Here is a 22,705-nt window from a genome sequence, read left to right as displayed (position 1 = left end):
GACAATGTCGACGGCAAGCCCCGCGACCGCCAGACAGGCGGCCGACATCATCACCGAGGTGGGGGCCTCGGAGAAGAACAAGCCACGGAAGAGCCGGATGCGCTCGCACTATCCGACCTGGTTCTTCATCCCCGCGATCGTCCTCTACGTGATCTTCTTCGCGATCCCGACGATCTCGTCCTTCTACTTCTCGCTCACCCGCTGGTCGCTGTTCGACTCCCAGTTCATCGGGTTCGCGAACTACGTGCAGTTCTTCCAGGACCCGCAGCTCTACACGAGCTTCATCCACACCCTCATCTACGCCGTGCTTACCTCCGGCGCGAAGGTGATCATCGGCTTCCTGCTCGCGCTCCTGCTGACCTCCCCGGTCGTGGGCCGCGGCTATCTGCGGGCGGTCGTGTTCTTCCCGGTGCTGCTGTCGACGATCGGCGTCGGCATCCTGTGGAAGTCGCTGCTGGATCCCTTCCACGGCATGGTCAACGCGGTGCTCGGCTTCTTCGGCCTCCCGCAGCCCGGCTGGTTCACCGACCCGAACCTGGCGCTCTACACGATCGCCGGCGTCGACATCTGGAAGGGCGTCGGCATCGCGACGCTCATCTTCATGGCCGGCATGGTCGCCATCCCCACCGAGTACTACGAGGCCGCCCGCATCGACGGCGCCGGCGGCTGGAACATCCTGCGCCGCATCACCATCCCGCTGAGCCGCGGCGCGACCGCGACGGTCATCATCCTGTCGCTGATCGGCGGGCTGCGCTCGTTCGACATCATCTGGGCGACGACGGGAGGCGGCCCCGGCTTCACCAGCGACGTGCTCGCGTCGGTGATCTACAAGCAGTACCAGGCGGGCTTCTACGGCCTGTCCACGGCGGGCAACGTCGTCCTCTTCCTCGTGGTGACGCTGATCATGGTGCCGCTGTCGTACGTCCTCAACAGAAAGCAGGTGGAGCTGTGACCCGCACGAAGGTCCGCGCCTGGATCGTCGGCGTCGTCGCGATCCTCGTCTCCGTGGTCGTCTTCCTCGTCCCGTTCGCCTTCGTGGTGCTGCAGGCGTCGAAGAGCCCGGAGGACGCCTCCAGCCTCGCCTTCACCTGGCCGAAGGAGTGGCAGTTCTTCCCGAACCTGATGGCGGTGCTGCAGAGCGGCGACGGCCTGATCTGGCGGGCGTTCCTCAACTCGTTCGTCCTCACCGTCGGCTCGGTGATCCTCATGGTCGTGCTGTCGGCGATGGCCGGTTACGTCCTGGCCCGCAAGCGCAGCAAGTGGGGACCGGTCGTGAACTTCTTCGTGCTGGCCGGCCTGATCGTGCCGCCCGCGGTGGTGCCGACCATCTGGGTGCTGCAGGGCACGGGGCTCTACAAGACCATGCCGGGCATGATCCTGATCGAGACCACCTTCGGGCTGTCGTTCTGCATCCTGCTGTTCCGGGCCTTCTTCAACACGGTGCCCAAGGAGCTGGACGAGGCGGCGGTGCTGGACGGCGCGGGCCGGGTGCGGCTGTTCTTCCAGGTCATCCTGCCGCTGCTGAAGCCGGTGATCGTGACCGTGATCGTGGTGCAGTCGGTGTTCGTCTTCAACGACTTCGCCGGGCCGCTGTACTTCCTGCCCGGCTCCGACAACGCGACCGTGCAGACCACGCTCTACACCTTCTCGGGGCAGAACCTGAGCTTCTACAACCTGCTCTTCATGGACATCCTGCTCATCACCATCCCGCCGCTCGTCGCGTACATCTTCTTCAACCGGCAGATCGTCGCCGGCATGACGAGCGGCGCGATCAAGGGCTGAGCGCCTCCATCCACTGACAACGAACACCGACATCGAATACGAAACCGGAGACACGGAAACATGACTTGGCACGCCCAGATGATCGCCGCCGACCAGGCCTTCGACGGAGCCCCGCTGCTGCGCAGGGAGTTCGCACTGGAGGACGGCCACGGCGCCGTCACGCGCGCGACCCTCACGCTCACCGCCCAGGGGGTGGTGGAGGCCTGGCTGAACGGCCGTCCCGTCTCGGACGACGTCCTCACTCCCGGCTGGAGCAGCTACGAGTGGCGCCTCCGCTACGCGACCTACGACGTGACCGCGCTGGTCGAGGAGACGACCGTGCTCGGCCTCGCCCTCGGCAAGGGCTGGTTCGGCGGCCGCCTCGGCTGGTCCGGCGGCGGCTCGTACTACGGCGACGCGCAGGGCGCGTTCGCACAGCTCGAAGTGGAGTTCGCGGACGGCAGCACGCAGCTCATCGTCACCGACGACACGTGGACCAGTGGCCCGAGCGCCGTGCTGGCGAACGACCTCTACGACGGCGAGACCATCGACGCGCGCCTGCGCGACGACGCCTGGAAGAAGCCGGGATTCTCCGGTGACGGCTGGACCGGCACGCACGCGATCGAGTTCGACACGGCCAAGCTGGAGCCGTACATCGGCCCCGCTGTGAAGCGCTGGGCCGCCCTCCCCGTGCAGGAGATCAGCACCTCCCCGTCGGGCAAGACGCTGATCGACTTCGGGCAGAACCTGGTCGGCTGGATCAAGGTCCGCGTGCAGGGTCCGGCCGGGACGGAGGTGACCATCCGGCACGCGGAGGTGCTGGAGCACGGCGAGCTCGGTGTGCGTCCGCTGCGCTCGGCTCAGGCCACCGACCGCTACCTCCTCAGCGGCGGCGTGGACGAGTTCGAGCCGACGTTCACCTTCCACGGCTTCCGCTACGCCGAGGTCACCGGCTGGCCGGGCGAGCTGACGGCGGAGGACCTGACGGCCATCGCGATCGGCTCCGAGCTGACCCGCATCGGCGAGTTCAGCAGCTCCGACCCGCTGCTCAACCAGTTCCACGAGAACGTGGTGTGGGGCATGCGCGGCAACTTCGTGGATGTCCCCACCGACTGCCCGCAGCGCGACGAGCGCCTCGGCTGGACCGGCGACATCGCCGCGTTCGCGCCGACCGCCGCCTACCTCTACGACGTGGACGCGTTCCTGTCCGACTGGCTGGTGGACCTCGACCTGGAGCAGCGGCACAACGACGGGATCGTCGGCTTCGTCATCCCGGATGTGCTCAAGTACATGCCGCACCCGGAGGACTTCGGAAAGCCGAACACGACGGCGCTGTGGAGCGACGCGGCGGTCTGGGTGCCGTGGGACCTCTACGAGGCGTACGGCGACACCGCGGTGCTGGAACGCCAGTTCGACTCGATGGTCTCGCACGTCCGGCGCGTGAAGTCGCTGCTGTCGCCCGCGGGCGTCTGGGACGGCAACTTCCAGTTCGGCGACTGGCTCGACCCGGACGCCCCGCCGGAGGACCCGGCGAAGGCGAAGGCGGACAAGGGCGTCGTCGCGACGGCCTGCGCCTACCGGTCGGCGCGGATCCTCGCCGACACGGCCGCGCTGCTCGGCCGCACCGCGGAGCAGGCGGAGTTCGAGGCGCACGCAGCCGACCTCCGCGCCGCCTTCAACCGCGAGTACGTGTCGGGCGGTGTCGTGCTGAGCGACTGCACCACCGTGTACTCGCTGGCGATCGTGTTCGGGCTGCTGGACGAGGCGGACGAGGAGTTCGCGGGCGACCGGCTCGCCGAGCTCGCGGCGGAGGCCGGCTACCGCATCTCCACCGGGTTCGCCGGCACGCCGTTCATCGCGGACGCGCTGACGCAGACCGGCCACACCGACGTCGCCTACCGCCTCCTGCTGGAGAAGGAGTGCCCGTCCTGGCTCTACCCGGTCACGATGGGCGCGACCACGGTCTGGGAGCGCTGGGACTCGATGCTGCCGGACGGGACCATCAACCCCGGCGAGATGACCTCCTTCAACCACTACGCGCTCGGCGCCGTGGCGGACTGGATGCATCGGGTCGTCGGCGGACTCGCGCCGTTGACGCCCGGCTACGCGTCGGTGCTCGTCGCTCCGCAGCCGGGCGGCGGCCTCACCGAGGCGGCGACCTCGCTGGAGACCCGGCACGGCCGGGTATCGGTGCGCTGGAGCCTCGACGGCGACCTCCTCACGGTCGACGCCGAGCTCCCGGAGGGCGTCGACGGCATCCTGCGGCTGCCCGGCCGCGAGGACCAGCGGCTGAGCGGCGGGCCGGTCTCGGTCACCGCGGAGGTTCCCTCGTCCGTCGGCGCGGTGCGCTGAGACGGGGGTGAGCGACCATGCGGCGCGAGTCTCTGCTCGACGCGCGCCGCATGGTATGCTTTGAATCGATTCATGTTGAATCGATTCACAACCAATCAACGACGAGAACACAGACGACGAAGGAGTTGGCGTGGAACGGGTGTGCTTCACGATGCGGCTGAAGCCGGAGCGGGTCGCCGACTACCTGGCTGCGCACGAGACGGTCTGGCCCGAGATGCTCGACGCACTGCGCGAGACCGGCTGGTCGAACTACTCCCTTTTCGTCGACCGGGAGGAAGCGCTCGTCGTCGGTGTCCTGGAGACCGACGACTTCGAGGGCGCGATCGCCGCGATGAACGAGCGCGAGGTCAACGCGCGCTGGCAGGCCACGATGGCCGGATTCTTCGCGGAGGAGACCGCTCCGGACAGCACGATGAAGCGGCTGACCGAGTACTTCCACCTGGCTTGAGCAGAGGCAGATAGGACACGAAGACGTGAGAGTCGGAAGCAGCAAGACCACCGGATGGCGGGCCACGAGCTCCGTCGCCATGAGCAACTACATCGAGTCGGGGTCGATCATCGCGATCGCCACCAGCCTCGGGTTCTGGCAGGCGGAGTTCCACCTGACCGACGGGTTCGTCGGCATCCTCGCCGCGTTCAGCGCCAACGCGTTCGGCGCGGCCATCGGCGCCATCCTCGGCGGACCGCTCACCGACCGTCTCGGCCGCAAGTTCATCTACACCTACGACCTGCTGCTCTACATGCTCGGCGTCCTCGTCGCGGTGTTCGCCGTCAACGAGGGGATGCTGTTCGCCGCGTTCCTCATCACCGGCATCGCGGTCGGCGCGGGAGTCCCGGCCTCCTGGACCTACATCGCCGAGCAGGCGCCCGACCACGCCCGCGCCAAGCACGTCGGCATGGCGCAGCTCGCCTGGTCGATCGGCCCGCTCATCGGCTTCGCCCTCGCCGCGGCGCTCGCGCCGCTCGGCCTGCTGGGCAGCCGGATCATCTTCTTCCACCTGTTCGTCGTTGCGGGCATCGTCTGGTGGGTCCGCCAGGGCCTGCCAGAGTCGAAGCTCTGGACCGACGTCAAGACCGGCGCCGTCTCCACCGCCGCCTCGGGGCGCGGGATGCGCGCCCTGTTCTCCAAGCGGGTGAACATCACCGCGCTGCTGTTCCTGTTCGGCGTCTACGGGTTCTGGAACCTCGTCGCCGGCCAGGCGGGCATCTTCATGCCGCGCGTCTACGAGGCCGCCGGCGTGCACAGCGCGGTCGAGCAGGACCTCCTGCAGGTGCTGGTCTGGGGCTGCACTGTCGCTGCGACCTACTTCGGCTTCATGCAGCTCGCCGACCGGATGTCGCGCCGCATCCTCTACGGGATCGGCGCCGTGCTCGGCATCGTCGCCTGGTTCGTGCTCGTGTTCGCGCCTCCCGGCCTCCCGACGCTGCTGACGTTCGCGATCACCTGGGGTGTCGCCTCCGGCATCGGCGCGCAGGCGTTCTACGGGGTGTGGACGGCCGAGCTGTTCGCCACGCCGTACCGGGCGAGTGCGCAGGGCGTCCTGTTCTTCGCGGCGCGTATCGCCGTGGGCCTGCTCAGCTCGGTGTTCCCGGTGCTGCTCGCGAGCACGGGCGTGCCGACCGTCGGCCTGATCCTGATCGGCTTCCTCGCGGTCGCGCTGCTCATCGGCGTGATCTGGGCTCCGGCCACGCAGGGGAAGTCGCTTCGGCAGATCGAGGCGGAGAGATACGGCTCCCCTTCCAACGTTCGCGACGAAGCGCGCGTCTGAACTCCAACCCCATTCCGACCGAAAGGGAGACCATGACCCTCACCGACGACATCCGCTCGCAGCTCGCGCTGCAGGCGATCGAGCTGCCCTCCTGGGCGTTCGGCAACTCGGGGACGCGCTTCCGGGTGTTCGGCACGCCGGGGACGGCGCGCGACCCGTTCGAGAAGATCTCGGACGCCGCGCAGGTGCACAAGCACACCGGTCTCGCGCCGACGGTCGCCCTGCACATCCCGTGGGACAAGGTGGACTCGTACGCCGATCTCCGCACGCACGCGGAGGACAACGGTGTCGAGCTCGGCACGGTGAACTCGAACACGTTCCAGGACGACGACTACAAGTTCGGGTCGGTCACGCACTGGGACGACCGGATCCGCCAGAAGGCGATCGACCACCACTTCGAGTGCATCGACATCATGAACGAGACCGGGTCGCGTGACCTGAAGATCTGGCTGGCGGACGGCACGAACTATCCGGGTCAGGACTCGATGCGGGCCCGGCAGGACCGCCTGGCGGACAGCCTCCAGAAGATCTACGAGCGGATCGGCGAGGGCCAGCGGCTGGTGCTGGAGTACAAGTTCTTCGAGCCGTCGTTCTACCACACCGACGTCCCGGACTGGGGCACCAGCTACGTCCAGACCGCGGCGCTCGGCGAGCGGGCGATGGTGTGCCTGGACACCGGCCACCACGCGCCGGGGACGAACATCGAGTTCATCGTGATGCAGCTCCTGCGCCTCGGGAAGCTCGGGAGCTTCGACTTCAACAGCCGGTTCTACGCCGACGACGACCTCATCGTGGGCGCCGCCGACCCGTTCCAGCTGTTCCGGATCGTGTTCGAGGTCATCCGTGGCGGCGGCTACGCCAACCCGGACGTCGCGTTCATGCTCGACCAGTGCCACAACCTGGAGGCGAAGATCCCGGGTCAGATCCGCTCGGTGCTGAACGTCCAGGAGGCCACGGCCAAGGCGCTGCTGGTCGACACGGAGGCGCTCGCAGCGGCGCAGGCCGCAGGCGACGTGCTCGCCGCCAACACGGTCTTCATGGACGCGTTCAACACGGACGTGCGCGCCGACCTCGCCGCCTGGCGTGAGTCGCGCGGCCTCCCGGCCGACCCGATGGCCGCCTACAAGGCCTCCGGCTATCAGCAGAAGATCGAGACCGAGCGCGTCGGCGGCACCCAGGCCGGCTGGGGCGCCTGAGCGTCCGCACCATCCCCAGACCTCCACGCAGAAGGAACCACGCAGAATGACGAACGAGACCGTCGCGGCCCTCCTGGCCCGCTCGAACCGCCTCGGCGCCGACCCGAAGAACACGAACTACGCCGGCGGCAACACCTCCGCCAAGGGCGTGGAGACCGACCCGGTGACCGGCGAGCCGGTCGAGCTGCTGTGGGTGAAGGGCTCCGGCGGCGACCTCGGCACCCTGAAGGAGGCGGGCCTCGCGGTGCTGCGGCTGGACCGGCTGCGCGCCCTCCAGAACGTCTACCCGGGTGTGGACCGCGAGGACGAGATGGTCGCCGCGTTCGACTACACGCTGCACGGCAAGGGCGGTGCGGCCCCGTCGATCGACACCGCGATGCACGGCCTGGTGGATGCGGCGCACGTGGACCACCTGCACCCGGACTCCGGCATCGCTATTGCGACCGCCGCCGACGGGGAGGCGTTGACGGCGAAGGTGTTCGGCGGGCGCGTGGTGTGGGTTCCGTGGCGCCGTCCCGGCTTCCAGCTCGGCCTCGACATCGCCGCGATCAAGGCGGCGAACCCGGACGCGATCGGCACCGTGCTCGGCGGCCACGGCATCACGGCGTGGGGCGATACGTCGGAGGAGGCCGAGGCCAACTCGCTGTGGATCATCCAGACGGCGGCCGACTACATCGCGGCCAACGGCCGCCCCGAACCGTTCGGCGCGCGCATCGCGGCGAACGAGCCGCTCTCCGCCGCGGAGCGCCGCGCCAAGGCGGCGGCTCTCGCGCCGACCATCCGCGGGCTGGCGTCGACGGACAAGCCGCAGGTCGGCTCGTTCACCGACGACGACGTCGTGCTTGACTTCCTCGCCGCGGAGGAGCACACGCGCCTCGGCGCGCTCGGAACCTCCTGCCCCGACCACTTCCTGCGCACCAAGGTGAAGCCGCTCATCCTCGACCTCCCGGCCGACGCCTCCATCGAGGACTCGATCGCCCGCCTGACGGAACTGCACGAGCAGTACCGTGCCGAGTACACCGCGTACTACGAGCGGTATGCGACGCCCGAGTCGCCCGCGATGCGCGGCGCGGACCCGGCGATCGTGCTCATCCCGGGCGTCGGGATGTTCTCCTACGGCAAGGACAAGCAGACCGCCCGGGTGGCGGGCGAGTTCTACATCAACGCGATCAACGTGATGCGCGGCGCCGAGGCCCTCTCGACCTACGCGCCGATTTCCGACGCCGAGAAGTTCAATATCGAGTACTGGTCGCTGGAGGAGGCGAAACTCCAGCGCCTCCCCAAGCCCAAGTCGCACGCGGGCCGCATCGCGCTCGTCACGGGCGCGGCCTCCGGGATCGGCAAGGCCATCGCCACCCGGCTCGCGGCCGAGGGCGCGTGCGTCGTCATTGCAGACCTCGACCTGGAGAAGGCGCAGGCGGCGGCGGCCGAGCTCGGCGGCACGGACATCGCGATCGGGGTGGCGGCGAACGTCACCAGCGAGGCCGACATCCAGGCCGGCATCCAGGAGGCGCTGCTGCAGTTCGGCGGCCTCGACCTGATCGTCAACAACGCCGGCCTGTCCATCTCCAAGCCGCTGCTGGAGACCACCGAGGCCGACTGGGACCTCCAGCACGACGTGATGGCCAAGGGGTCGTTCCTGGTCTCGAAGGCGGCGGCGAAGGTGCTCATCGAGCAGGGCCTCGGCGGCGACATCGTCTACATCTCCTCCAAAAACTCGGTGTTCGCCGGACCCAACAACATCGCGTACTCGGCGACCAAGGCCGACCAGGCCCACCAGGTGCGCCTGCTCGCGGCCGAGCTCGGCGACTACGGGGTGAAGGTCAACGGCATCAACCCCGACGGCGTGGTCCGCGGCTCCGGGATCTTCGCCGGCGGCTGGGGCGCCAAGCGCGCCGCGGTCTACGGGGTGCCCGAGGAGGAGCTGGGCAAGTACTACGCGCAGCGCACCCTCCTGAAGCGCGAGGTGCTGCCGGAGAACGTCGCCAACGCGGTCGCGGTGCTCACCTCCAGCGACCTCGACCACACCACCGGACTCCACATCCCCGTTGACGCGGGCGTCGCGGCGGCCTTCCTGCGATGAACGCGGTGCGGGCGGGTGCGGTCGCCGCGGTCGACCTCGGGGCGACCAGCGGCCGGGTGATGCACGCCCGCGTCGGAGCGAACACCCTGGAGCTGTCCGAGGCGGCGCGCTTCCCGAACACGCCCGTGCGGGTGCAGGAGGACGGCCGCGAGGCGCTGCACTGGGATCTGACCGGACTCCATGCCCGTGTGCTGGAGGGGCTCGGCGTGGTGGCGCGCTCCGAGCCCGGCCTCCGGAGCGTCGGCGTGGACGCGTGGGCCGTCGACTACGGCCTGCTGCGCGCCGGCCGCCTGCTCGGCGAGCCGTACCACTACCGCGACGAGCGCACCGCCGCGGGCGTCGACCTCGTGCACGCGCGCGTCTCGCCGGAGGAGCTGTATCGCGAGGGCGGCCTCCAGTTCCTGCCGTTCAACTCGCTCTACCAGCTCGCCGTCGACCAGCAGTCGGGGGCGCTGGAGGCCGCGGACGGGCTCCTGCTGGTCCCGGACCTGATCACCTACTGGCTGAGCGGGCAGGCCGTCGCCGAGCGCACCAATGCCTCCACCACCGGGCTGCTGACCGCGGATGGGTCGTGGAACGACGCGCTCATCGGGCGGCTGGGCCTGCGCCGTTCGCTGTTCCCGGCACTCGTGGACGCGGGCACGACCGTGGGCTCGCTGCTGCCGTCGCTCGGCCTCCCGTTCGCCGGCGCCGGTCCGGCCGTGACCGCTGTCGGCTCGCACGACACCGCGTCCGCCGTCGTCGCCGTGCCGATGGACGCCTCCCGGGCCGCCTACATCTCCTGCGGGACGTGGGGCCTCGTCGGCGTCGAACTGGAGCGGCGGGTCGTCAGCGACGAGGGCCGGGCCGCCAACTTCACCAACGAGGGCGGCGTGGACGGCCGCGTCCGCTACCTCCACAACGTCATGGGGCTGTGGCTGCTGAGCGAGTCCATCCGCGAGTGGCAGCGGCGCGGCCTCCCGGTGAGCCTGGAGAGCCTGCTCGCCGAAGCCGCCGAGCTGCCGCGGCCGACCGAACTGTTCGACGCCGACGACCCGCGCTTCATGGCGCCGGGCGACCTCCCGTCGCGCATCGCGGACTGGTTCGCGGAGCGCGGCCTCCGTGCCCCGGCGAGGCCGGCCGGGATGGTGCGGGTGATCGTGGAGAGCCTCGCCGAGGCGTTCGCTGTGTCGGTCCGCGCCGCGTCCGAACTGTCCGGCGTCCCGGTTGAGACGGTGCACATCGTCGGCGGGGGAGCGCGCAACGCCCTGCTCTGCCAGGCGACGGCCGACCGGGCGGGCGTGCCGGTGCTCGCCGGGCCGGTGGAGGCCACTGCGCTCGGCAACGCGCTCGTGCAGGCCCGCGCGGTCGGGCTTGTGGCGGGGGACCTGGAGACCCTGCGCGCGCTCGTCGCCCGCAACTACGTGCCTGTGCGGTACGAGCCGGCGCGTATGGCCGTGCGCTGATGGAGCACCACGAGCGCGCGATCGAGCGCTACGTCGCTGACGTATCCGCCGACCCCGAGGTGCTGGCGGTCGTCGTGAGCGGGTCGGTCGCGCGCGGGGCCGAGCGGGCGGACTCCGACGTCGACCTGTACCTGGTCGTCACCGAGTCGCGCTGGGACGAGGCGTACGCCGCGCGCCGCCTGATGTTCACCAGCACGGAGGGCATCGGCTACGACGGGGGCTACTTCGACGTGAAACTGGCGACGCTCTCGTACCTGGACGACGCGGCCGAGCGCGGCGACGACCCGGTGCGGGACTCCTTCGCGTCCGCGCGGATCGTGTTCAGCCGCGTGCCCGACCTTCCAGACCGCCTGGAGCGGGTGACGCGGGTCTCGGCGGACGACTGGCGGGATCGGGTCGCGGGCTTCGTGGCGCAGTGCCGGCTCCACGGCGGCTACTTCCTGCCGCAGGCGCACGAGCACGGCGACCCGCTGCTGCTCGCGCACGCCTCGGTCCACCTGGCGACGTCGGCCGCGCGGGCGCTGCTCGCGCACAACCGGGTGTTCTTCCCCGGACCGAAGTACCTGCGGGCGCGCGTGGCGGGGCTGGCCTCGGCGCCTCCCGGGTTCGGGGCGCTGCTGGACGCGGTGATCGCGACGCCGACGCCGGCGACGGCCGCCGCGCTGCTCGAGGCCGTGGAGGCGTCGGTGGGGGAGGCGCTGCCGCGCGACGAGACGCTGTCGCGCTTCGTGCTCGACAACGAGCTCGCCTGGCGCTACCGCACGGCGCCGCCGGAGTTCTCCTGATCCCACCGCGCCCGACTCGTTCGGGGGCTTGGCGGGCGCGCGACGGTGAGCGAGGCTGTCCTTCGTGCGATCGAGCGAAGGACCGGCGAGCGGCGTGAGCGGCTCCGGCCTCCGTTCCCGGGTCTCCCGGCGCTGGGCCGGCTACGTGGTGCTGCTGGTCGTCTCCCTGATCGCGCTCACGTCGACCACCGTCGCGCGGGTCGAAATGTCCGGGCCGGGGGCGAGCATCGTGCTGCTGATCGGCTCGATCGTGGTGGGCGGCGGCCTGCTCGCGTTCGTCGTCGGGGCCTGGCTGTGGTTCCTGCCGAGCGCACGGCTCCGCGCCGCACTCGGCCGTCGCCACCCGGAGGCCGTGGTCGATGTGGCACTCCGCGAAGACTTCCGGGGGCTCATCGACGTGGACGCACTGGGCGTCGCCGAGCGGGACCTCCCGTACTTCGTGGTCATCGTCGCCGACCGCACGGGACTCGTCGTCTGGGCCGCCGCGGACCCGGGGGAGGAGCCGCGCCGCCTCACGAGCGTCCCGTGGAACCGGCTCGGGCCGCTGACCCTGTCCGCCACGCCCGACCCCTTGCCGCGCTACGTCGTGGAGACGACCGTCGACGGCGACGCGTGGCTGCAGCTCACCTTCGGAGGCATCCTCCCGCGGTCGTATCCCTGTTCGCTGGGCACGCTCAAAGCTCTGGAGGCCGTCAGAACCGGCGCCGGGACCGACGTGCGCCCGTGAACCGCACCAGGCTGCTCACGATCGCCGGCGTCTGTGGCGCCGTCGTCATCGTGCTCCTGTTCGTCCAGCTCGCCTTCCCGTCCGCTCCTCTGCTCCCCGTGGCGCTGGTCGTCGGGTTCGTCGGTGCGATCATCGCCCGAGCGCTGTGGTGGAGCGACCGTCCCTAGCCGCATCCTGGACGCCCGGACGCGCACCCGCTACGCTCGTCCACGGTTCGTGACCATTCGAGGAGGTGAGCACCGTGAACGCAACCACGTACGGGTGCTCCCCGTCTCGCCTCAGAGCGCGCGACTGACCCACCGGTCGCCGGGAGCGCCGCCCAGGCATCCCCGAAAGGCGACCATCATGCGACTCTTCACCGACGACACCACCGTGGACGGCGTCCGCCGCCGCGGCTTCCTTCTGGACGACGTCCCCGGCGTCCTCTGGACCCCTCCCACCGCCACCCCCGGCGCACCGCTGATCCTGTCCGGTCATGGCGGCGGCCTCCACAAGGAGGCGCCCGGGCTGGTGGCTCGCGCCCGGCGGCTCGTCCTCGACCTCGGCTACGCCGTCGCCGCGATCGACGCGCCGGGGCACGGCGACCGTCCGCGACCGGCGCGCGACCAGCGGTGGGTCGACGCCATGCTCGACGCCCGGGAGCGGGGCGAACCGCTCGATCCCGTCATCGCCGAGTACAACGCCTCGCTCGCGGAGCGGGCCGTGCCCGAGTGGCGGGCGACGCTCGACGCGCTCCAGCAGCTCGGCGACATCGGCGCCGGGCCGGCGGGCTACACAGGGATGACGCTGGCCTCCGCCATCGGGATCCCGCTCGCCGCCGCCGAGCCTCGCATCCGCGCCGCCACGTTCGGCGGGATCGCGGCGCACCGCTTCGTGCTCGACGCGGCGCGGGAGGTGAGCATCCCGATCGAGTTCCTGTTCCCGCTGGACGATCCGGAGATCACCCGGGAGTCCCAGCTCGAACTGTTCGACGCGTTCGCCTCCGCCGAGAAGACGCTGCTCGGGTTCCCGGGCAGCCACTTCCGGGTGCCGGCGGAGCGGCTGGACACGGGGCTCTTCCCGCGCGTGCTCGGGTGAGGTGTGCGGGGGCGCGACGTGCGTCGCGTCCCCGCACAGCGCTTGCCGGTCGACCCGCCGCAGCGTAGCTTCGCCCGAGAGGGGAGGCCGCCATGAGCGACGCCGATGCCACCGACTTCACGATCCGCCCGCTCGGCCCCTCCACCTGGGACGCCTTCGTCGCGCTCTGCGACCGGCACGGCGGCGGCGGGTTCGGCGGCTGCTACTGCACCTGGTTCCACCGCGACACCCACTCGGCGCCGGGGTCGCAGCCCGAGCGGCCGGCCGACTTCACCAAGGAGTTCAAGCACGACCTCGTGACGTCCGGCGAGGCGCACGCCGCGCTCGTCTTCGACGGCGACCGCGCGGTCGGCTGGGCGCAGTTCGGGAGCCCGGAGGAGCTGCCCGGGATCTACCACCGCAAGCAGTACCTGGAGACCGCGACGAGCCTCCCGGACTACCGCATCACCTGCATCTTCGTGGACCGCGCCTACCGCGGCCGGGGCGTCGCCCGCGTCGCGATCGCCGGCGCCCTGGAGCTGATCGCCGAGGCCGGCGGCGGGGTGGTCGAGAGCTACCCGCGCGAGACCGACAAGCGCATCTCCCCGTCGTTCCTCTACAGCATGACCCGCCAGGTCTTCGAGGACGCCGGCTTCGAGTACGACCGCCCGAAGGGCACCGTCAACTGCGTCATGCGCACGGTCGTCCCCGCCGTCCCCGCCGTCGCGAACGGAGGAGATCCGCCCCGCCGCGCCGCCCCACGACCGTGAACGGAGGACATCCCGCCCCCGCCGCCCCGAATCTCCTCCGCTACCGACGGCCGAGGCCGACGGCCGCCTGCGGCGAGCGGAGGAGATCCGGCCCAAACGGCCGCGGATATCCTCCGTTGCCTGCCGACACGCCGGCGGCGGGAGGCGGCCTCCTCCGTTGGCGACGGCCGCTCAGCTCGCGCGCGTCGCCGTGACCTCGGCCTCCTCCAGCTCCTCCCGCGCCTCCTCGCGCGGGCTGAGCACCACGCGGGGACGCAGCCCGGAGAACCGCACCCGCATCCCGCGGTACTTCACGAGGTAGAACACACCGACCAGCGCCGCCGCGAACCCGCTCGCCGCGCCGACGCCCATCGCCCAGCGCGGCCCGAACGTGTCGGCCACCCATCCGACGATCGGAGCGCCGACCGGGGTGCCGCCCATGAAGATCGCCATGTAGATCGCCATCACCCGGCCGCGGAGCACCGGGTCGGTCGTCATCTGCACGGTCCCGTTCGCGGTGGTCATCAGCGTCTGCGACGAGACGCCGATGATGATGAGCGCAAGCGCGAACAGCCAATAGGTCGGCATGACCGCGGCGACGGCACATCCGAAGCCGAAGAACGCCGCACCCGCGAAAAGCAGCGAGACCCGAGGCCGCTCACGTCGCGCCGACAGCAGCGCGCCGACCACCGAACCGATCGCCATGATGGACGAGAGCAGCCCATACTCGCCCGCGCCCTGGTGGAACACGCTCACCGACATGGTCGAGATGAAGATCGGGAAGTTGAGCCCGAACGTCCCGATCAGGAACACCATCACCAGGATCACCAGGATGTCCGGCCGCTTCCGCACGTAGCGGAAGCCGTCGATCAGCCCGCCACGCGACCGCTTGGCCCGCTCGGTCCGGTACAGCTTCTCCTTCCGCAGCAGCATCAGCGACAGCAGCACCGCCCCGAACGTCGCCGCGTTGATCAGGAACACCCACCCCGCGCCGACCGCGGCGGTCAGGAGGCCGGCGACGGCAGGCCCGAGCAGGCGCGCCATGTTGAACGACGCCGAGTTGAGCGCCACCGCGTTGGACAGGTTCGGCCCGGTCACGAGCTCCGAGACGAAGGTCTGCCGCGCGGGAGCGTCGAACGCGGCGACCACGCCGAGAAGCAGCGCGAACACGTAGACGTGCCAGAGCTGCACCACCCCGGTCATCGTCAGGATGCCGAGCCCCAGGCCCAGCAGCCCCATCATCCCCTGCGTCATCATCAAGAGCTTGCGGCGGTCGAGGTGGTCCGCCGCCCAGCCGGTCACGGGCAGGAGGATGAGCTGCGGCCCGAACTGCAGCGCCATGACGAACCCGACCGCCGCCGCGTTGTTGTGGGTGAGCTGGGTGAGGACGATCCAGTCCTGCGCCGTGCGCTGCATCCACGTGCCCACGTTGGAGACCAGCGCGCCGCCGGCCCAGATGCGGTAGTTGACCCCGGCGAGGGAACGGAACATGGCGCTCACGAGTCGGCGATCCCCCTCATGATGGCCGCGGCCTCGGCGAGGGTGTCGCGCTGCTCGGGCGTGAGCGTGCGGAGGCGCTGGTTCAGCCAGGCGTCGCGGCGGCGGCGCGTCTCGGTGACGAGCCGGAGGCCGGACTCGGTGGGGACGACGATCACCTTGCGGCCGTCGACCGCGTCGGCGGTGCGCCGGACGTAGCCGGCCTGCTCCAGGTGGTTCACCGTGCGATTCATGGAGGGCGGGGTCACGCGCTCGTGCTCGCTCAGCCTCCCGATGGTGCCGGAGCCCTCGCGGACGAGGAAGGCGAGCGTGGAGGTCTGCGTGTCGCTCAGCTCGTCGTCCTCCTTCTCGGCGCGCAGGCGCCGCGAGAGGCGCGCGACGGCGACGCGCAGCGTGCTGCTGAGGTCGTGCGTCGAGAGGCGTCCCATAGATAGTTAGCCTAACAAATTAGGCTGGCTAAATAAAACACGTTCGCCCAGGGCGTGCGGGCGCGGCGTGCCAGAATGAGCGCGTGCAGCGAGAGTTCAGCGCCGACGACGGCCTCCGCATCTTCTTCGACGTCTATCCGGCCGAGCGCCCGCGGGCCGCTGTGCAGGTGGCGCACGGGGTGGGGGAGCACGCCGGCCGCTACCGTGCGCTCGCCGAGCACCTCGTCACCGAGGGCTACACGGTCTACGCCGACGACCACCGCGGCCACGGCCGCACCGGGATGGAGCAGTGGCACGGCGACGCCACGAAGCTCGGGAGGCTCGGCCCGGGCGGCCTGCGCGGCGCCGTCCGCGACCTGCGCGCGTTCAGCCGGCTCATCCGCGACGAGAACCCGGACCTCCCGCTGGTGTTCATCGGCCACAGCTGGGGCTCGCTGATGGGCCAGATGACCCTGAACCACCACGCCGACGACTACGACGCGGCCGTGCTCACCGGCACCGCCTACCGGATGGTCGGCTCGATGAACAGCGGAGACCTGAACAGGCGGCACGCCCACCTCGGCAGCACCGGAGCCGAGTGGCTGAGCCGCGACCCCGCCGTCGCCCAGGCGTTCGTGGACGACCCGCTGTGCACGCTCGTCCCGCTGCAGAAGCTGTTCGGGATGGCCGACGCCGCCCGCCTGATCGGCCGCCCGGCGCGGCACCTGGCCCGCGACCTCCCGCTGCTCATCGCGGTCGGCGGCGACGACCCGCTGGGAGGCCCGGCCTCCGCCCGCAAGCTGGAGCGCTCGTACCGCACGCGCTCGGGCCTCAGCGACGTGACGACCATCGTCTACCCCGGCGCCCGGCACGAGGTGTTCAACGAGACCAACCGCTACGAGGTCTTCGCCGACGTCACCGCCTGGCTCGACCCCCGCGTCCCCGCCCGCACCTGATCCTGCCGCCCCGCGGGAGTTCTAGGCTGGTCCCATGCATGGTGAGTACAAGGTCCCTGGCGGCAAGCTCGTCGTGGTCGACCTGGAGGTGGAGGACGGCCTGATCGCCGGCTTCCGGCTGGCGGGCGACTTCTTCCTGGAGCCCGACTCGGCGCTGGAGGCGATCGACGCCGCCGTCAACGGCCTCCCCGCCGAGACCGACTCCAAGACCATCGCCGCCGCCGTGAAGGACGCCCTCCCCGAGGGCGCCTCGCTGCTCGGCTTCTCGCCGGAGGCCGTCGCCGTCGCCGTGCGCCGCGCGCTCGCCCGCGCCACGAGCTGGCGCGACTACGACTGGCAGATCGTCCACGCCAAGGCCGTCTCCCCGCTCATGCACCTCGCCCTGGACGAGGTGCTGACGACCGAGGTCGGTGAGGGCCGCCGCGGCCCGACCCTCCGGATCTGGGAGTGGGACCGGCCCGCCGTCGTCATCGGCAGCTTCCAGTCGGTGAAGAACGAGGTCGACCCCGTGAACGCCGAGAAGTACGGCGTCGAGGTGGTGCGCCGCATCACCGGCGGCGGCGCGATGTTCATGGAGGCCGGCTCCGTCGTCACCTACTCGATCTACGCGCCCGCCGACCTGGTGCAGGGGATGAGCTTCGCCGACAGCTACGCCTTCCTGGACGAGTGGGCCATCATCGCGCTCAAGTCGCTCGGGATCGACGCGAGCTACGTCCCGCTCAACGACATCACCAGCCCGAAGGGCAAGATCGGCGGGGCCGCGCAGAAGCGCCTCGGCTCCGGCGCCGTGCTCCATCACGTGACGATGAGCTACGACATGGACGGCCAGAAGATGACGGAGGTCCTCCGCATCGGCCGCGAGAAGATCAGCGACAAGGGCATCACCAGCGCGGCCAAGCGCGTCGACCCGCTGCGCAGCCAGACCGGGCTCACCCGCGCGGAGATCATAGAGCAGATGAAGACCACCTTCCGCAGCCTGTACGGCGCGACGGACGGCGACCTCACCGACGCGGAGTACGCGGAGGCCGAGCGGCTCGTGACGTCGAAGTTCGCGACGGAGGAGTGGCTCTACCGGGTGCCCTGACCGGCCGCCACCTTGGTTGTTCCTGTGGGTCCGCCGGGCGCACAGCGAGCCTCCGGTACCCTGGATGCCGTGAACTGGTGGGCCGTGGTCATCGTGGGCGTCATCGTCGTGGCCATCGTCATCGGCGTGAGGCTCGGCTGGATCGACCTCTCCAACAAGGCGAACCGCGGGTCCGGCACGATGAGCGGAGCCATCGGAGGCTCGTTCGACGAGGTCTTCGCCCCGACCCGCCACGAGGCCCAGCAGGAGCTCGACCGCCAGTCGTTCCTGCCCGCTCCCGCGCCGCTCCCCGGCGACGGCGGCGACGCGGCAGCCTTCGACGCCGGCAAGATCACGATCGACGTCGGGCCGGCCGGCCGAGGCCAGCGCGCCGAGGGCCGCGCGCCCTCCGAGGAGGGTCGCGCCACCACGCGCACGACCGCCTCGCACCGCGCCTGAGTGCGACCGCACCTCAGCGGCGCTGCAGCTCCCGGTACTCCGGGTGGTCGACCAGCCATCGCCGCACGTACGGGCAGGTGGCGACCAGCCGCAGCGAGGTGTTGTCGCGCACGTCGTCGAGCGCCGTCTGGACGAGCTGGGAGGCCATCCCGCGCTCGCGCTTCTCGGGGTCGACCTCCGTGTGCACGAACACGATCGCGTCGTCGCGCAGCTCGTATTCGGCGATCCCGACGACCTCGCCGTCCTTCAGCAGGGCGTAGCGGGACTGGTCGGGCTGGTTCTCGACGGTCAGCGTCATGCCGCCAGGCTACCCGCCGGACCGCCGGGCGCCGGCGCATGCGGGAGAATGGAGGACATGTCAGAGCCCGTCGCCGCCACGCCGCCGCTGTGGCTCCCCGACGGGCCCAGCACGGTCTTCCACGGCGACAACCTGGAGGTCGTCGCCGGCCTGCCCGACGGAGCCTTCCAGCTCATCTACCTCGACCCGCCGTTCAACACCGGCCGGTCGCAGGCGCGGCAGCGCACCACCGCGGTGCGGACGGAGGCCGGCGTCGGCAGCGTCATCGGCTTCAAGGGCCGCAGCTACGAGCGCATCAAGGGCGACATCCTCAGCTACGACGACCGCTTCGAGGACTACTGGGGCTTCCTGGAGCCGCGCCTGATCGAGGCGTGGCGCCTCCTCGCCGACACCGGCACCCTCTACCTGCACCTGGACTATCGCGAGTCGCACTACGCGAAGGTGCTGCTCGACGCGCTGTTCGGGCGGGAGTCGTTCCTCAATGAGATCGTCTGGGCGTACGACTACGGCGCCAAGGCGAAGAACCGCTGGCCGGCGAAGCACGACACGATCCTCGTGTACGTGAAGAACCCCGGCTCGTACTACTTCGACTCGTCCGCCGTCGACCGCGAGCCCTACATGGCGCCCGGCCTCGTCACTCCCGAGAAGGCCGAGCTCGGCAAGCTGCCCACCGACGTCTGGTGGCACACCATCGTGTCGCCGACCGGCCGCGAGAAGACCGGCTACCCGACCCAGAAGCCGGAGGGCGTCCTCCGCCGCATCGTGCAGGCGTCGAGCCGCGAGGGCGACTGGGTGCTGGACTTCTTCGCGGGCAGCGGGACGACGGGCGCGGTCGCGACGGCACTGGGCCGGCGGTTCGTGCTGGTCGACAGCAGCCCGGACGCGGTCGCGGTGATGCGTGCCCGCTTCGCCGCCGACCCCGAGGTCCGCTTCCTCGCCTGAACCACCGCCGAGGGGCACGTAAACGCCCCTAAAACGCGGTTTTTGGGGCGTTTACGTGCCCTTCGACGGGACGGGGTGCTCGATGTGGGCCTTCAGGGCACGCATGGTGCGGCGGCTCTCCCTGGCCGCCATCATCACGAACATCGGTTCCACGGCGCGGTACACGCCGTGCGTGGTGAGCTGGCCGATCCGGGTGACGCGGGTGACGCCGCCCCGGTCTTCGACGCCGTACACGATGAGCGCGTCCACGCTCCCCGACGGCTTGGCCTGGTGGAAGCGCAGCTCGTGGTCGGGGACGTCGTCGATCAGCTCGCCGCGCATCCGCCCGACCATCGTCGAGTCCACGTAGGTCGGCGGGTCCGAGACGGGGGCGGAGGGCGCCCGCGTCCCGCGGTAGACCAGCGAGTGCCCGAGCCAGGCCGGATAGGCGTCGACCGCCCGCAGGGTCGAGTAGACGTCATGGGCCGGCGCGTCGATCTGGATGGTGACGGTGAAGCTCCTCATGGCGCCCGTCCTACACCGTGTGCGCCGGGTTGCGCACTGGTCATCTCCCGGGGACGTTCCGGTTCCTTCATGGAAGTTCCCGGGGACGGTGTGGAAGGGTTGTCTTCTATGCGACCCGCGCCCCTCCGCCTGCTCCCGTTCGTGTGGGGTGCGCTCGGGACGACCGTGATGTTCGTCGCGATCTACCTCTTCTTCGTGCAGAGCTACATCGGCCAGGTGATCGACGAGCGGTCCTTCGCGGGCGCGGACGTGTGGAAGGGCGACCTGATCGACTTCGCCCACGCGTTCCTCAACGCGCTGCCCGTCGCGGCCGTGGTCGCCGGTGCGATCATCGCGGTCGTCATCGTGCTGGTGCGCCGCAACTGGCTGGTCTTCGCGATCGCGGTCGGCGCGGCCATCGCGGCGAACGTCAGCACGCAGGTGCTCAAGTACTCGGTGCTCTCCCGTCCGGAGAAGGGCGTGGACGCCGGCCTCGCGAACTCGCTGCCGTCCGGTCACACCGCGGTCGCGGCCTCGGCGGCGCTCGTCGTCTTCCTCGTCGCGTCGCCGCGCCTGCGGCCGCTCGCCGCGGTGGTCGGGTCGGTCTTCACCATCGCCGCCGGCGCCTCCACGCTGGTCGAGCAGTGGCACCGGCCGAGCGACGTCATCGCCGGAATGCTCGTCGTGGCGTTCTGGGGATGCATCGCCGGGATCGTGCTCGCCGCATTGCGCCTGCGCCCGGCCGACCCGCCGGTGCGGTCGAAGCTGTGGGCGCTGGTCTGGATCGCCGGCGCCACCGGCATCGTCGCCGCGGTGGCGCTCGTCGTCACCTACAACTCCACCCAGAACGGCACCGAGCACCTCTTCATCGCGTACGCCGGCGGCGTCTCCGCGATCGCGACGACGGGCTTCCTCCTCGCCGCCGTCAGCAACCGCCTCTACCGCGCCCTTGCCTGACCCCCGCACCTCCCCCGATCGGGGGTCGCCCGCACGATGGCTTCCCCGGGCCGGAGACCGCTAGGGTGATGCCTGCGCCGCAGGATGCCGCGCGACGGGGAGGGTGCACGTGGGGGCACGGCGCAACAGGATCGCGACACTCGTACTGGCCGTGCTGTTGTGCGCCTCGACAGCGATCGGCGTGGCGTCGCCCGCCTCCGCGCGCACTCCGCCACCCCTCATGGGCGCCACCGCCGCGACGGTGGACTGCAGCACCCTCCAGGGCGCCTACTACTCCGCGATGCAGGTGACGACGAGCGCCCAGAACCTGCAGCCCGGCGGCTCGTACACGCTGGACGTGTACACCTCGAGCTTCCTCGGCGGGCCCGCGTTGGACAACCAGATCCCTTTCACCGCGGATGCGACCGGGGCCGCCGGTATCGACACCAATCTCTCTGGTCAGTTCGTGGCGAGCGCCTACTATCTGCTGCGCATCATGCCCGTCGGGAGCACGATCGCCGTCGCCGAGAAGTCCCTCACGTCGACCGCCTGCGACAGCGGCGTCCGGTCGGTCGGTTCGCCCACGATCGGGATCACGTGCTCGGACCGCTACCAGACACCGGCGGGCGTCAACGGGACCACCTTCGAGATCGCCGCAGCGCTGAGCGGTTTCCCTGCCGGCGCGTCGTACACGCTCGCCGTCCAGAACACCTACCAGCAGCCGACAGTGACTGCGACGCCCGACGGGCACCTCAGCTTCGACGCGATCCTGAGCAACACGACCGCCACGACGCAGCCGACCGAGTCGTGGGGCCTCTGGACCACCAGCCAGGGCACGCCGGTCGCGAGCGGCACGCTGACGATGACCGACACCTGCCCGCCGCTCACGAAGTCCACGAAGCGCGCCGCCCTCACGCACGACGGGGATGTGACCGGAGACGGCTACGGCGACCTCCTGGCGGTCGACGTGGACGGGCGACTCTGGCTCTACACCAACGGCATCCGCAGCAACCCCAACCACCTTCCCTTCAGCGCCGGACGCGTCATCGGCTACGGATGGCTGAACAACGGACCGATCCAGGAAGTCAGGCAAGGCGACGTGACGGGCGACGGGTACACCGACCTCGTCGGCATCCGCTCCGACGGCGCACTTGTCGCCTATTACAACAACATCAACATCAACGCCGGACGGGTGCCGTACTCGGCGTCCACCGTGATCGGCAGCGGCTGGCTGCCCTTCATGCGCTTCGCGCTGGCGGACGTCAACGGCGACGGGTACGCCGACATCATCGCCGTCAAGTCGGACGGCAGCGCGTACTACTACCAGAACCACTTCGCGACCGACCCGCTCCACCGGCCGTTCACGTCCGGCGTGCCCATCGCCGGTCAGCCGTTCGGGCAGTACGGCTCGATCGGAGGCGCGGACGTCAACGCCGACGGGTATTCCGACATCCTGAACGACGGCATGAGCATCAATCCGTCCCGGGTGCCCGCCGGCTCGCCCGCGCCGTACACATCGCCGTACGACGCCGTCAATCTGAGTACGATCGGCTACGACGTGCGGGACGTCTCGGGCGGATGGTCGGCAGGCGACTACGAAGGGCGAGGATCGGCGGGGACGGTGTATGCCGGTCCGGGCAACAATGGTCAGCTGATCTACGTGAAAGACCCCGGCGCGTCGTCGACAGCGGCGGTCATCGGTAGCGGATGGCAGACGTTCGCCTTCCTCATCCACTGACCT

23 protein-coding genes are annotated in these 22,705 nt (G+C 70.4%); 19 read left to right on the top strand and 4 right to left on the bottom strand.

All coding sequences use genetic code 11. The features are described 5' to 3' along the window. Positions 1–4: 4 nt before the first annotated feature. The 13 genes from ABCS02_RS32765 to ABCS02_RS32705 all read left to right on the top strand — a co-directional run bounded on the left by ABCS02_RS32765 (position 5) and on the right by ABCS02_RS32705 (position 13,944). Complete coding sequence (locus ABCS02_RS32765; RefSeq protein ID WP_345839910.1) at positions 5–952, top strand: sugar ABC transporter permease; 948 nt, start codon at positions 5–7, stop codon at positions 950–952. Beyond that, a complete protein-coding gene (locus ABCS02_RS32760) occupies positions 949–1,782 on the top strand; it encodes a carbohydrate ABC transporter permease (protein ID WP_345839909.1) in 834 nt (277 codons plus the stop codon). Before ABCS02_RS32765 ends, ABCS02_RS32760 begins: the two co-directional genes overlap by 4 nt. Before the next feature lie 60 nt (positions 1,783–1,842). Beyond that, positions 1,843–4,113 carry a family 78 glycoside hydrolase catalytic domain gene (locus ABCS02_RS32755; RefSeq protein WP_345839908.1) on the top strand — a complete coding sequence of 757 codons (2,271 nt, stop codon included), beginning with the start codon at positions 1,843–1,845 and terminating at the stop codon, positions 4,111–4,113. 130 nt (positions 4,114–4,243) lie between these two features. Further along, the gene (locus ABCS02_RS32750; RefSeq protein ID WP_345839907.1) at positions 4,244–4,561 is read left to right on the top strand and encodes an L-rhamnose mutarotase; all 318 of its coding nucleotides are present in this window, start codon (positions 4,244–4,246) and stop codon (positions 4,559–4,561) included. Positions 4,562–4,586: 25 nt separating this feature from the next. Then, positions 4,587–5,882 carry an MFS transporter gene (locus tag ABCS02_RS32745; RefSeq protein ID WP_345839906.1) on the top strand — a complete coding sequence of 432 codons (1,296 nt, stop codon included), beginning with the start codon at positions 4,587–4,589 and terminating at the stop codon, positions 5,880–5,882. Between the two features lie 32 nt (positions 5,883–5,914). After that, complete coding sequence (rhaI, locus tag ABCS02_RS32740; protein WP_345839905.1) at positions 5,915–7,078, top strand: L-rhamnose isomerase; 1,164 nt, start codon at positions 5,915–5,917, stop codon at positions 7,076–7,078. A 46-nt stretch (positions 7,079–7,124) separates the two neighbouring features. Then, positions 7,125–9,161, top strand: coding sequence for a bifunctional aldolase/short-chain dehydrogenase (locus ABCS02_RS32735; protein WP_345839904.1), 2,037 nt, complete (start codon positions 7,125–7,127; stop codon positions 9,159–9,161). Continuing rightward, positions 9,158–10,606: a rhamnulokinase family protein gene (locus tag ABCS02_RS32730; RefSeq protein ID WP_345839903.1), complete on the top strand. Its 1,449-nt coding sequence runs from the start codon at positions 9,158–9,160 to the stop codon at positions 10,604–10,606. The genes ABCS02_RS32735 and ABCS02_RS32730 overlap by 4 nt, the downstream gene beginning before the upstream one ends. After that, on the top strand, positions 10,606–11,391 hold the full coding sequence (locus ABCS02_RS32725; RefSeq protein WP_345839902.1) for a nucleotidyltransferase domain-containing protein: 786 nt from the start codon (positions 10,606–10,608) through the stop codon (positions 11,389–11,391). Before ABCS02_RS32730 ends, ABCS02_RS32725 begins: the two co-directional genes overlap by 1 nt. Positions 11,392–11,455: 64 nt before the next feature. Then, positions 11,456–12,118: a hypothetical protein gene (locus ABCS02_RS32720; protein ID WP_345839901.1), complete on the top strand. Its 663-nt coding sequence runs from the start codon at positions 11,456–11,458 to the stop codon at positions 12,116–12,118. Beyond that, positions 12,115–12,285, top strand: a complete 171-nt coding sequence (locus ABCS02_RS32715) for a hypothetical protein (protein ID WP_345839900.1) — start codon at positions 12,115–12,117, stop codon at positions 12,283–12,285. Before ABCS02_RS32720 ends, ABCS02_RS32715 begins: the two co-directional genes overlap by 4 nt. A 178-nt stretch (positions 12,286–12,463) precedes the next feature. Then, positions 12,464–13,195, top strand: coding sequence for an alpha/beta hydrolase (locus ABCS02_RS32710; RefSeq protein ID WP_345839899.1), 732 nt, complete (start codon positions 12,464–12,466; stop codon positions 13,193–13,195). 92 nt (positions 13,196–13,287) lie between these two features. Continuing rightward, positions 13,288–13,944 carry a GNAT family N-acetyltransferase gene (locus ABCS02_RS32705; RefSeq protein ID WP_345839898.1) on the top strand — a complete coding sequence of 219 codons (657 nt, stop codon included), beginning with the start codon at positions 13,288–13,290 and terminating at the stop codon, positions 13,942–13,944. A gap of 171 nt (positions 13,945–14,115) precedes the next feature. On the opposite strand, the gene ABCS02_RS32700 is transcribed toward ABCS02_RS32705, so the two are convergent. Beyond that, positions 14,116–15,414 (bottom strand): MFS transporter, encoded by a 1,299-nt coding sequence (locus ABCS02_RS32700; RefSeq protein ID WP_345839968.1) that lies wholly within the window; start codon positions 15,412–15,414, stop codon positions 14,116–14,118. Between the two features lie 5 nt (positions 15,415–15,419). Next, a complete protein-coding gene (locus tag ABCS02_RS32695) occupies positions 15,420–15,848 on the bottom strand; it encodes a MarR family transcriptional regulator (protein WP_345839897.1) in 429 nt (142 codons plus the stop codon). An 83-nt stretch (positions 15,849–15,931) separates the two neighbouring features. Between ABCS02_RS32695 and ABCS02_RS32690 the strand changes: the two genes are divergently transcribed. The 3 genes from ABCS02_RS32690 (at position 15,932) to ABCS02_RS32680 (ending at position 18,305) form a co-directional block, all read left to right on the top strand. Then, positions 15,932–16,783, top strand: coding sequence for an alpha/beta hydrolase (locus ABCS02_RS32690; protein WP_345839896.1), 852 nt, complete (start codon positions 15,932–15,934; stop codon positions 16,781–16,783). Between the two features lie 34 nt (positions 16,784–16,817). Next, the gene (locus ABCS02_RS32685) at positions 16,818–17,867 is read left to right on the top strand and encodes a biotin/lipoate A/B protein ligase family protein (protein ID WP_345839895.1); all 1,050 of its coding nucleotides are present in this window, start codon (positions 16,818–16,820) and stop codon (positions 17,865–17,867) included. Between the two features lie 69 nt (positions 17,868–17,936). Continuing rightward, positions 17,937–18,305 carry a hypothetical protein gene (locus ABCS02_RS32680; RefSeq protein WP_345839894.1) on the top strand — a complete coding sequence of 123 codons (369 nt, stop codon included), beginning with the start codon at positions 17,937–17,939 and terminating at the stop codon, positions 18,303–18,305. A gap of 13 nt (positions 18,306–18,318) precedes the next feature. Here ABCS02_RS32680 and ABCS02_RS32675 read toward each other — a convergent pair whose 3' ends face one another. After that, the gene (locus ABCS02_RS32675; RefSeq protein WP_345839893.1) at positions 18,319–18,603 is read right to left on the bottom strand and encodes a GNAT family N-acetyltransferase; all 285 of its coding nucleotides are present in this window, start codon (positions 18,601–18,603) and stop codon (positions 18,319–18,321) included. Positions 18,604–18,660: 57 nt separating this feature from the next. On the opposite strand from ABCS02_RS32675, the gene ABCS02_RS32670 reads away from it, so the two are divergent. Beyond that, positions 18,661–19,545, top strand: a complete 885-nt coding sequence (locus ABCS02_RS32670; protein ID WP_345839892.1) for a site-specific DNA-methyltransferase — start codon at positions 18,661–18,663, stop codon at positions 19,543–19,545. A 51-nt stretch (positions 19,546–19,596) separates the two neighbouring features. Here the strand turns inward: ABCS02_RS32670 and ABCS02_RS32665 are convergent, their stop codons facing one another. Next, the gene (locus ABCS02_RS32665; protein WP_345839891.1) at positions 19,597–20,049 is read right to left on the bottom strand and encodes an SRPBCC family protein; all 453 of its coding nucleotides are present in this window, start codon (positions 20,047–20,049) and stop codon (positions 19,597–19,599) included. Between the two features lie 108 nt (positions 20,050–20,157). Between ABCS02_RS32665 and ABCS02_RS32660 the strand changes: the two genes are divergently transcribed. Continuing rightward, complete coding sequence (locus ABCS02_RS32660; protein WP_345839890.1) at positions 20,158–20,985, top strand: phosphatase PAP2 family protein; 828 nt, start codon at positions 20,158–20,160, stop codon at positions 20,983–20,985. Positions 20,986–21,094: 109 nt separating this feature from the next. Next, positions 21,095–22,702 (top strand): VCBS repeat-containing protein, encoded by a 1,608-nt coding sequence (locus tag ABCS02_RS32655; RefSeq protein WP_345839889.1) that lies wholly within the window; start codon positions 21,095–21,097, stop codon positions 22,700–22,702. The last annotated feature ends 3 nt before the right edge of the window (positions 22,703–22,705 follow it).

It is taken from the genome of Microbacterium sp. X-17 (assembly GCF_039615055.1).
Note: the sequence above shows the minus strand (reverse complement) of the source record. Positions and strands in the feature narration are given on the sequence as shown.

Bases quoted from the DNA above. Each gene is read 5' to 3' on its own strand.
- rhaI (WP_345839905.1), top strand. From the start codon at position 5,915: ATGACCCTCACCGACGACATCCGCTCGCAGCTCGCGCTGCAGGCGATC.
- ABCS02_RS32670 (WP_345839892.1), top strand. From the start codon at position 18,661: ATGTCAGAGCCCGTCGCCGCCACGCCGCCGCTGTGGCTCCCCGACGGG.
- ABCS02_RS32765 (WP_345839910.1), top strand. From the start codon at position 5: ATGTCGACGGCAAGCCCCGCGACCGCCAGACAGGCGGCCGACATCATC.
- ABCS02_RS32685 (WP_345839895.1), top strand. From the start codon at position 16,818: ATGCATGGTGAGTACAAGGTCCCTGGCGGCAAGCTCGTCGTGGTCGAC.
- ABCS02_RS32710 (WP_345839899.1), top strand. From the start codon at position 12,464: ATGCGACTCTTCACCGACGACACCACCGTGGACGGCGTCCGCCGCCGC.
- ABCS02_RS32675 (WP_345839893.1), bottom strand. From the start codon at position 18,603: ATGACGCTGACCGTCGAGAACCAGCCCGACCAGTCCCGCTACGCCCTG.
- ABCS02_RS32660 (WP_345839890.1), top strand. From the start codon at position 20,158: ATGCGACCCGCGCCCCTCCGCCTGCTCCCGTTCGTGTGGGGTGCGCTC.
- ABCS02_RS32705 (WP_345839898.1), top strand. From the start codon at position 13,288: ATGAGCGACGCCGATGCCACCGACTTCACGATCCGCCCGCTCGGCCCC.
- ABCS02_RS32665 (WP_345839891.1), bottom strand. From the start codon at position 20,049: ATGAGGAGCTTCACCGTCACCATCCAGATCGACGCGCCGGCCCATGAC.
- ABCS02_RS32730 (WP_345839903.1), top strand. From the start codon at position 9,158: ATGAACGCGGTGCGGGCGGGTGCGGTCGCCGCGGTCGACCTCGGGGCG.
- ABCS02_RS32700 (WP_345839968.1), bottom strand. From the start codon at position 15,414: ATGTTCCGTTCCCTCGCCGGGGTCAACTACCGCATCTGGGCCGGCGGC.
- ABCS02_RS32725 (WP_345839902.1), top strand. From the start codon at position 10,606: ATGGAGCACCACGAGCGCGCGATCGAGCGCTACGTCGCTGACGTATCC.
- ABCS02_RS32735 (WP_345839904.1), top strand. From the start codon at position 7,125: ATGACGAACGAGACCGTCGCGGCCCTCCTGGCCCGCTCGAACCGCCTC.
- ABCS02_RS32695 (WP_345839897.1), bottom strand. From the start codon at position 15,848: ATGGGACGCCTCTCGACGCACGACCTCAGCAGCACGCTGCGCGTCGCC.
- ABCS02_RS32755 (WP_345839908.1), top strand. From the start codon at position 1,843: ATGACTTGGCACGCCCAGATGATCGCCGCCGACCAGGCCTTCGACGGA.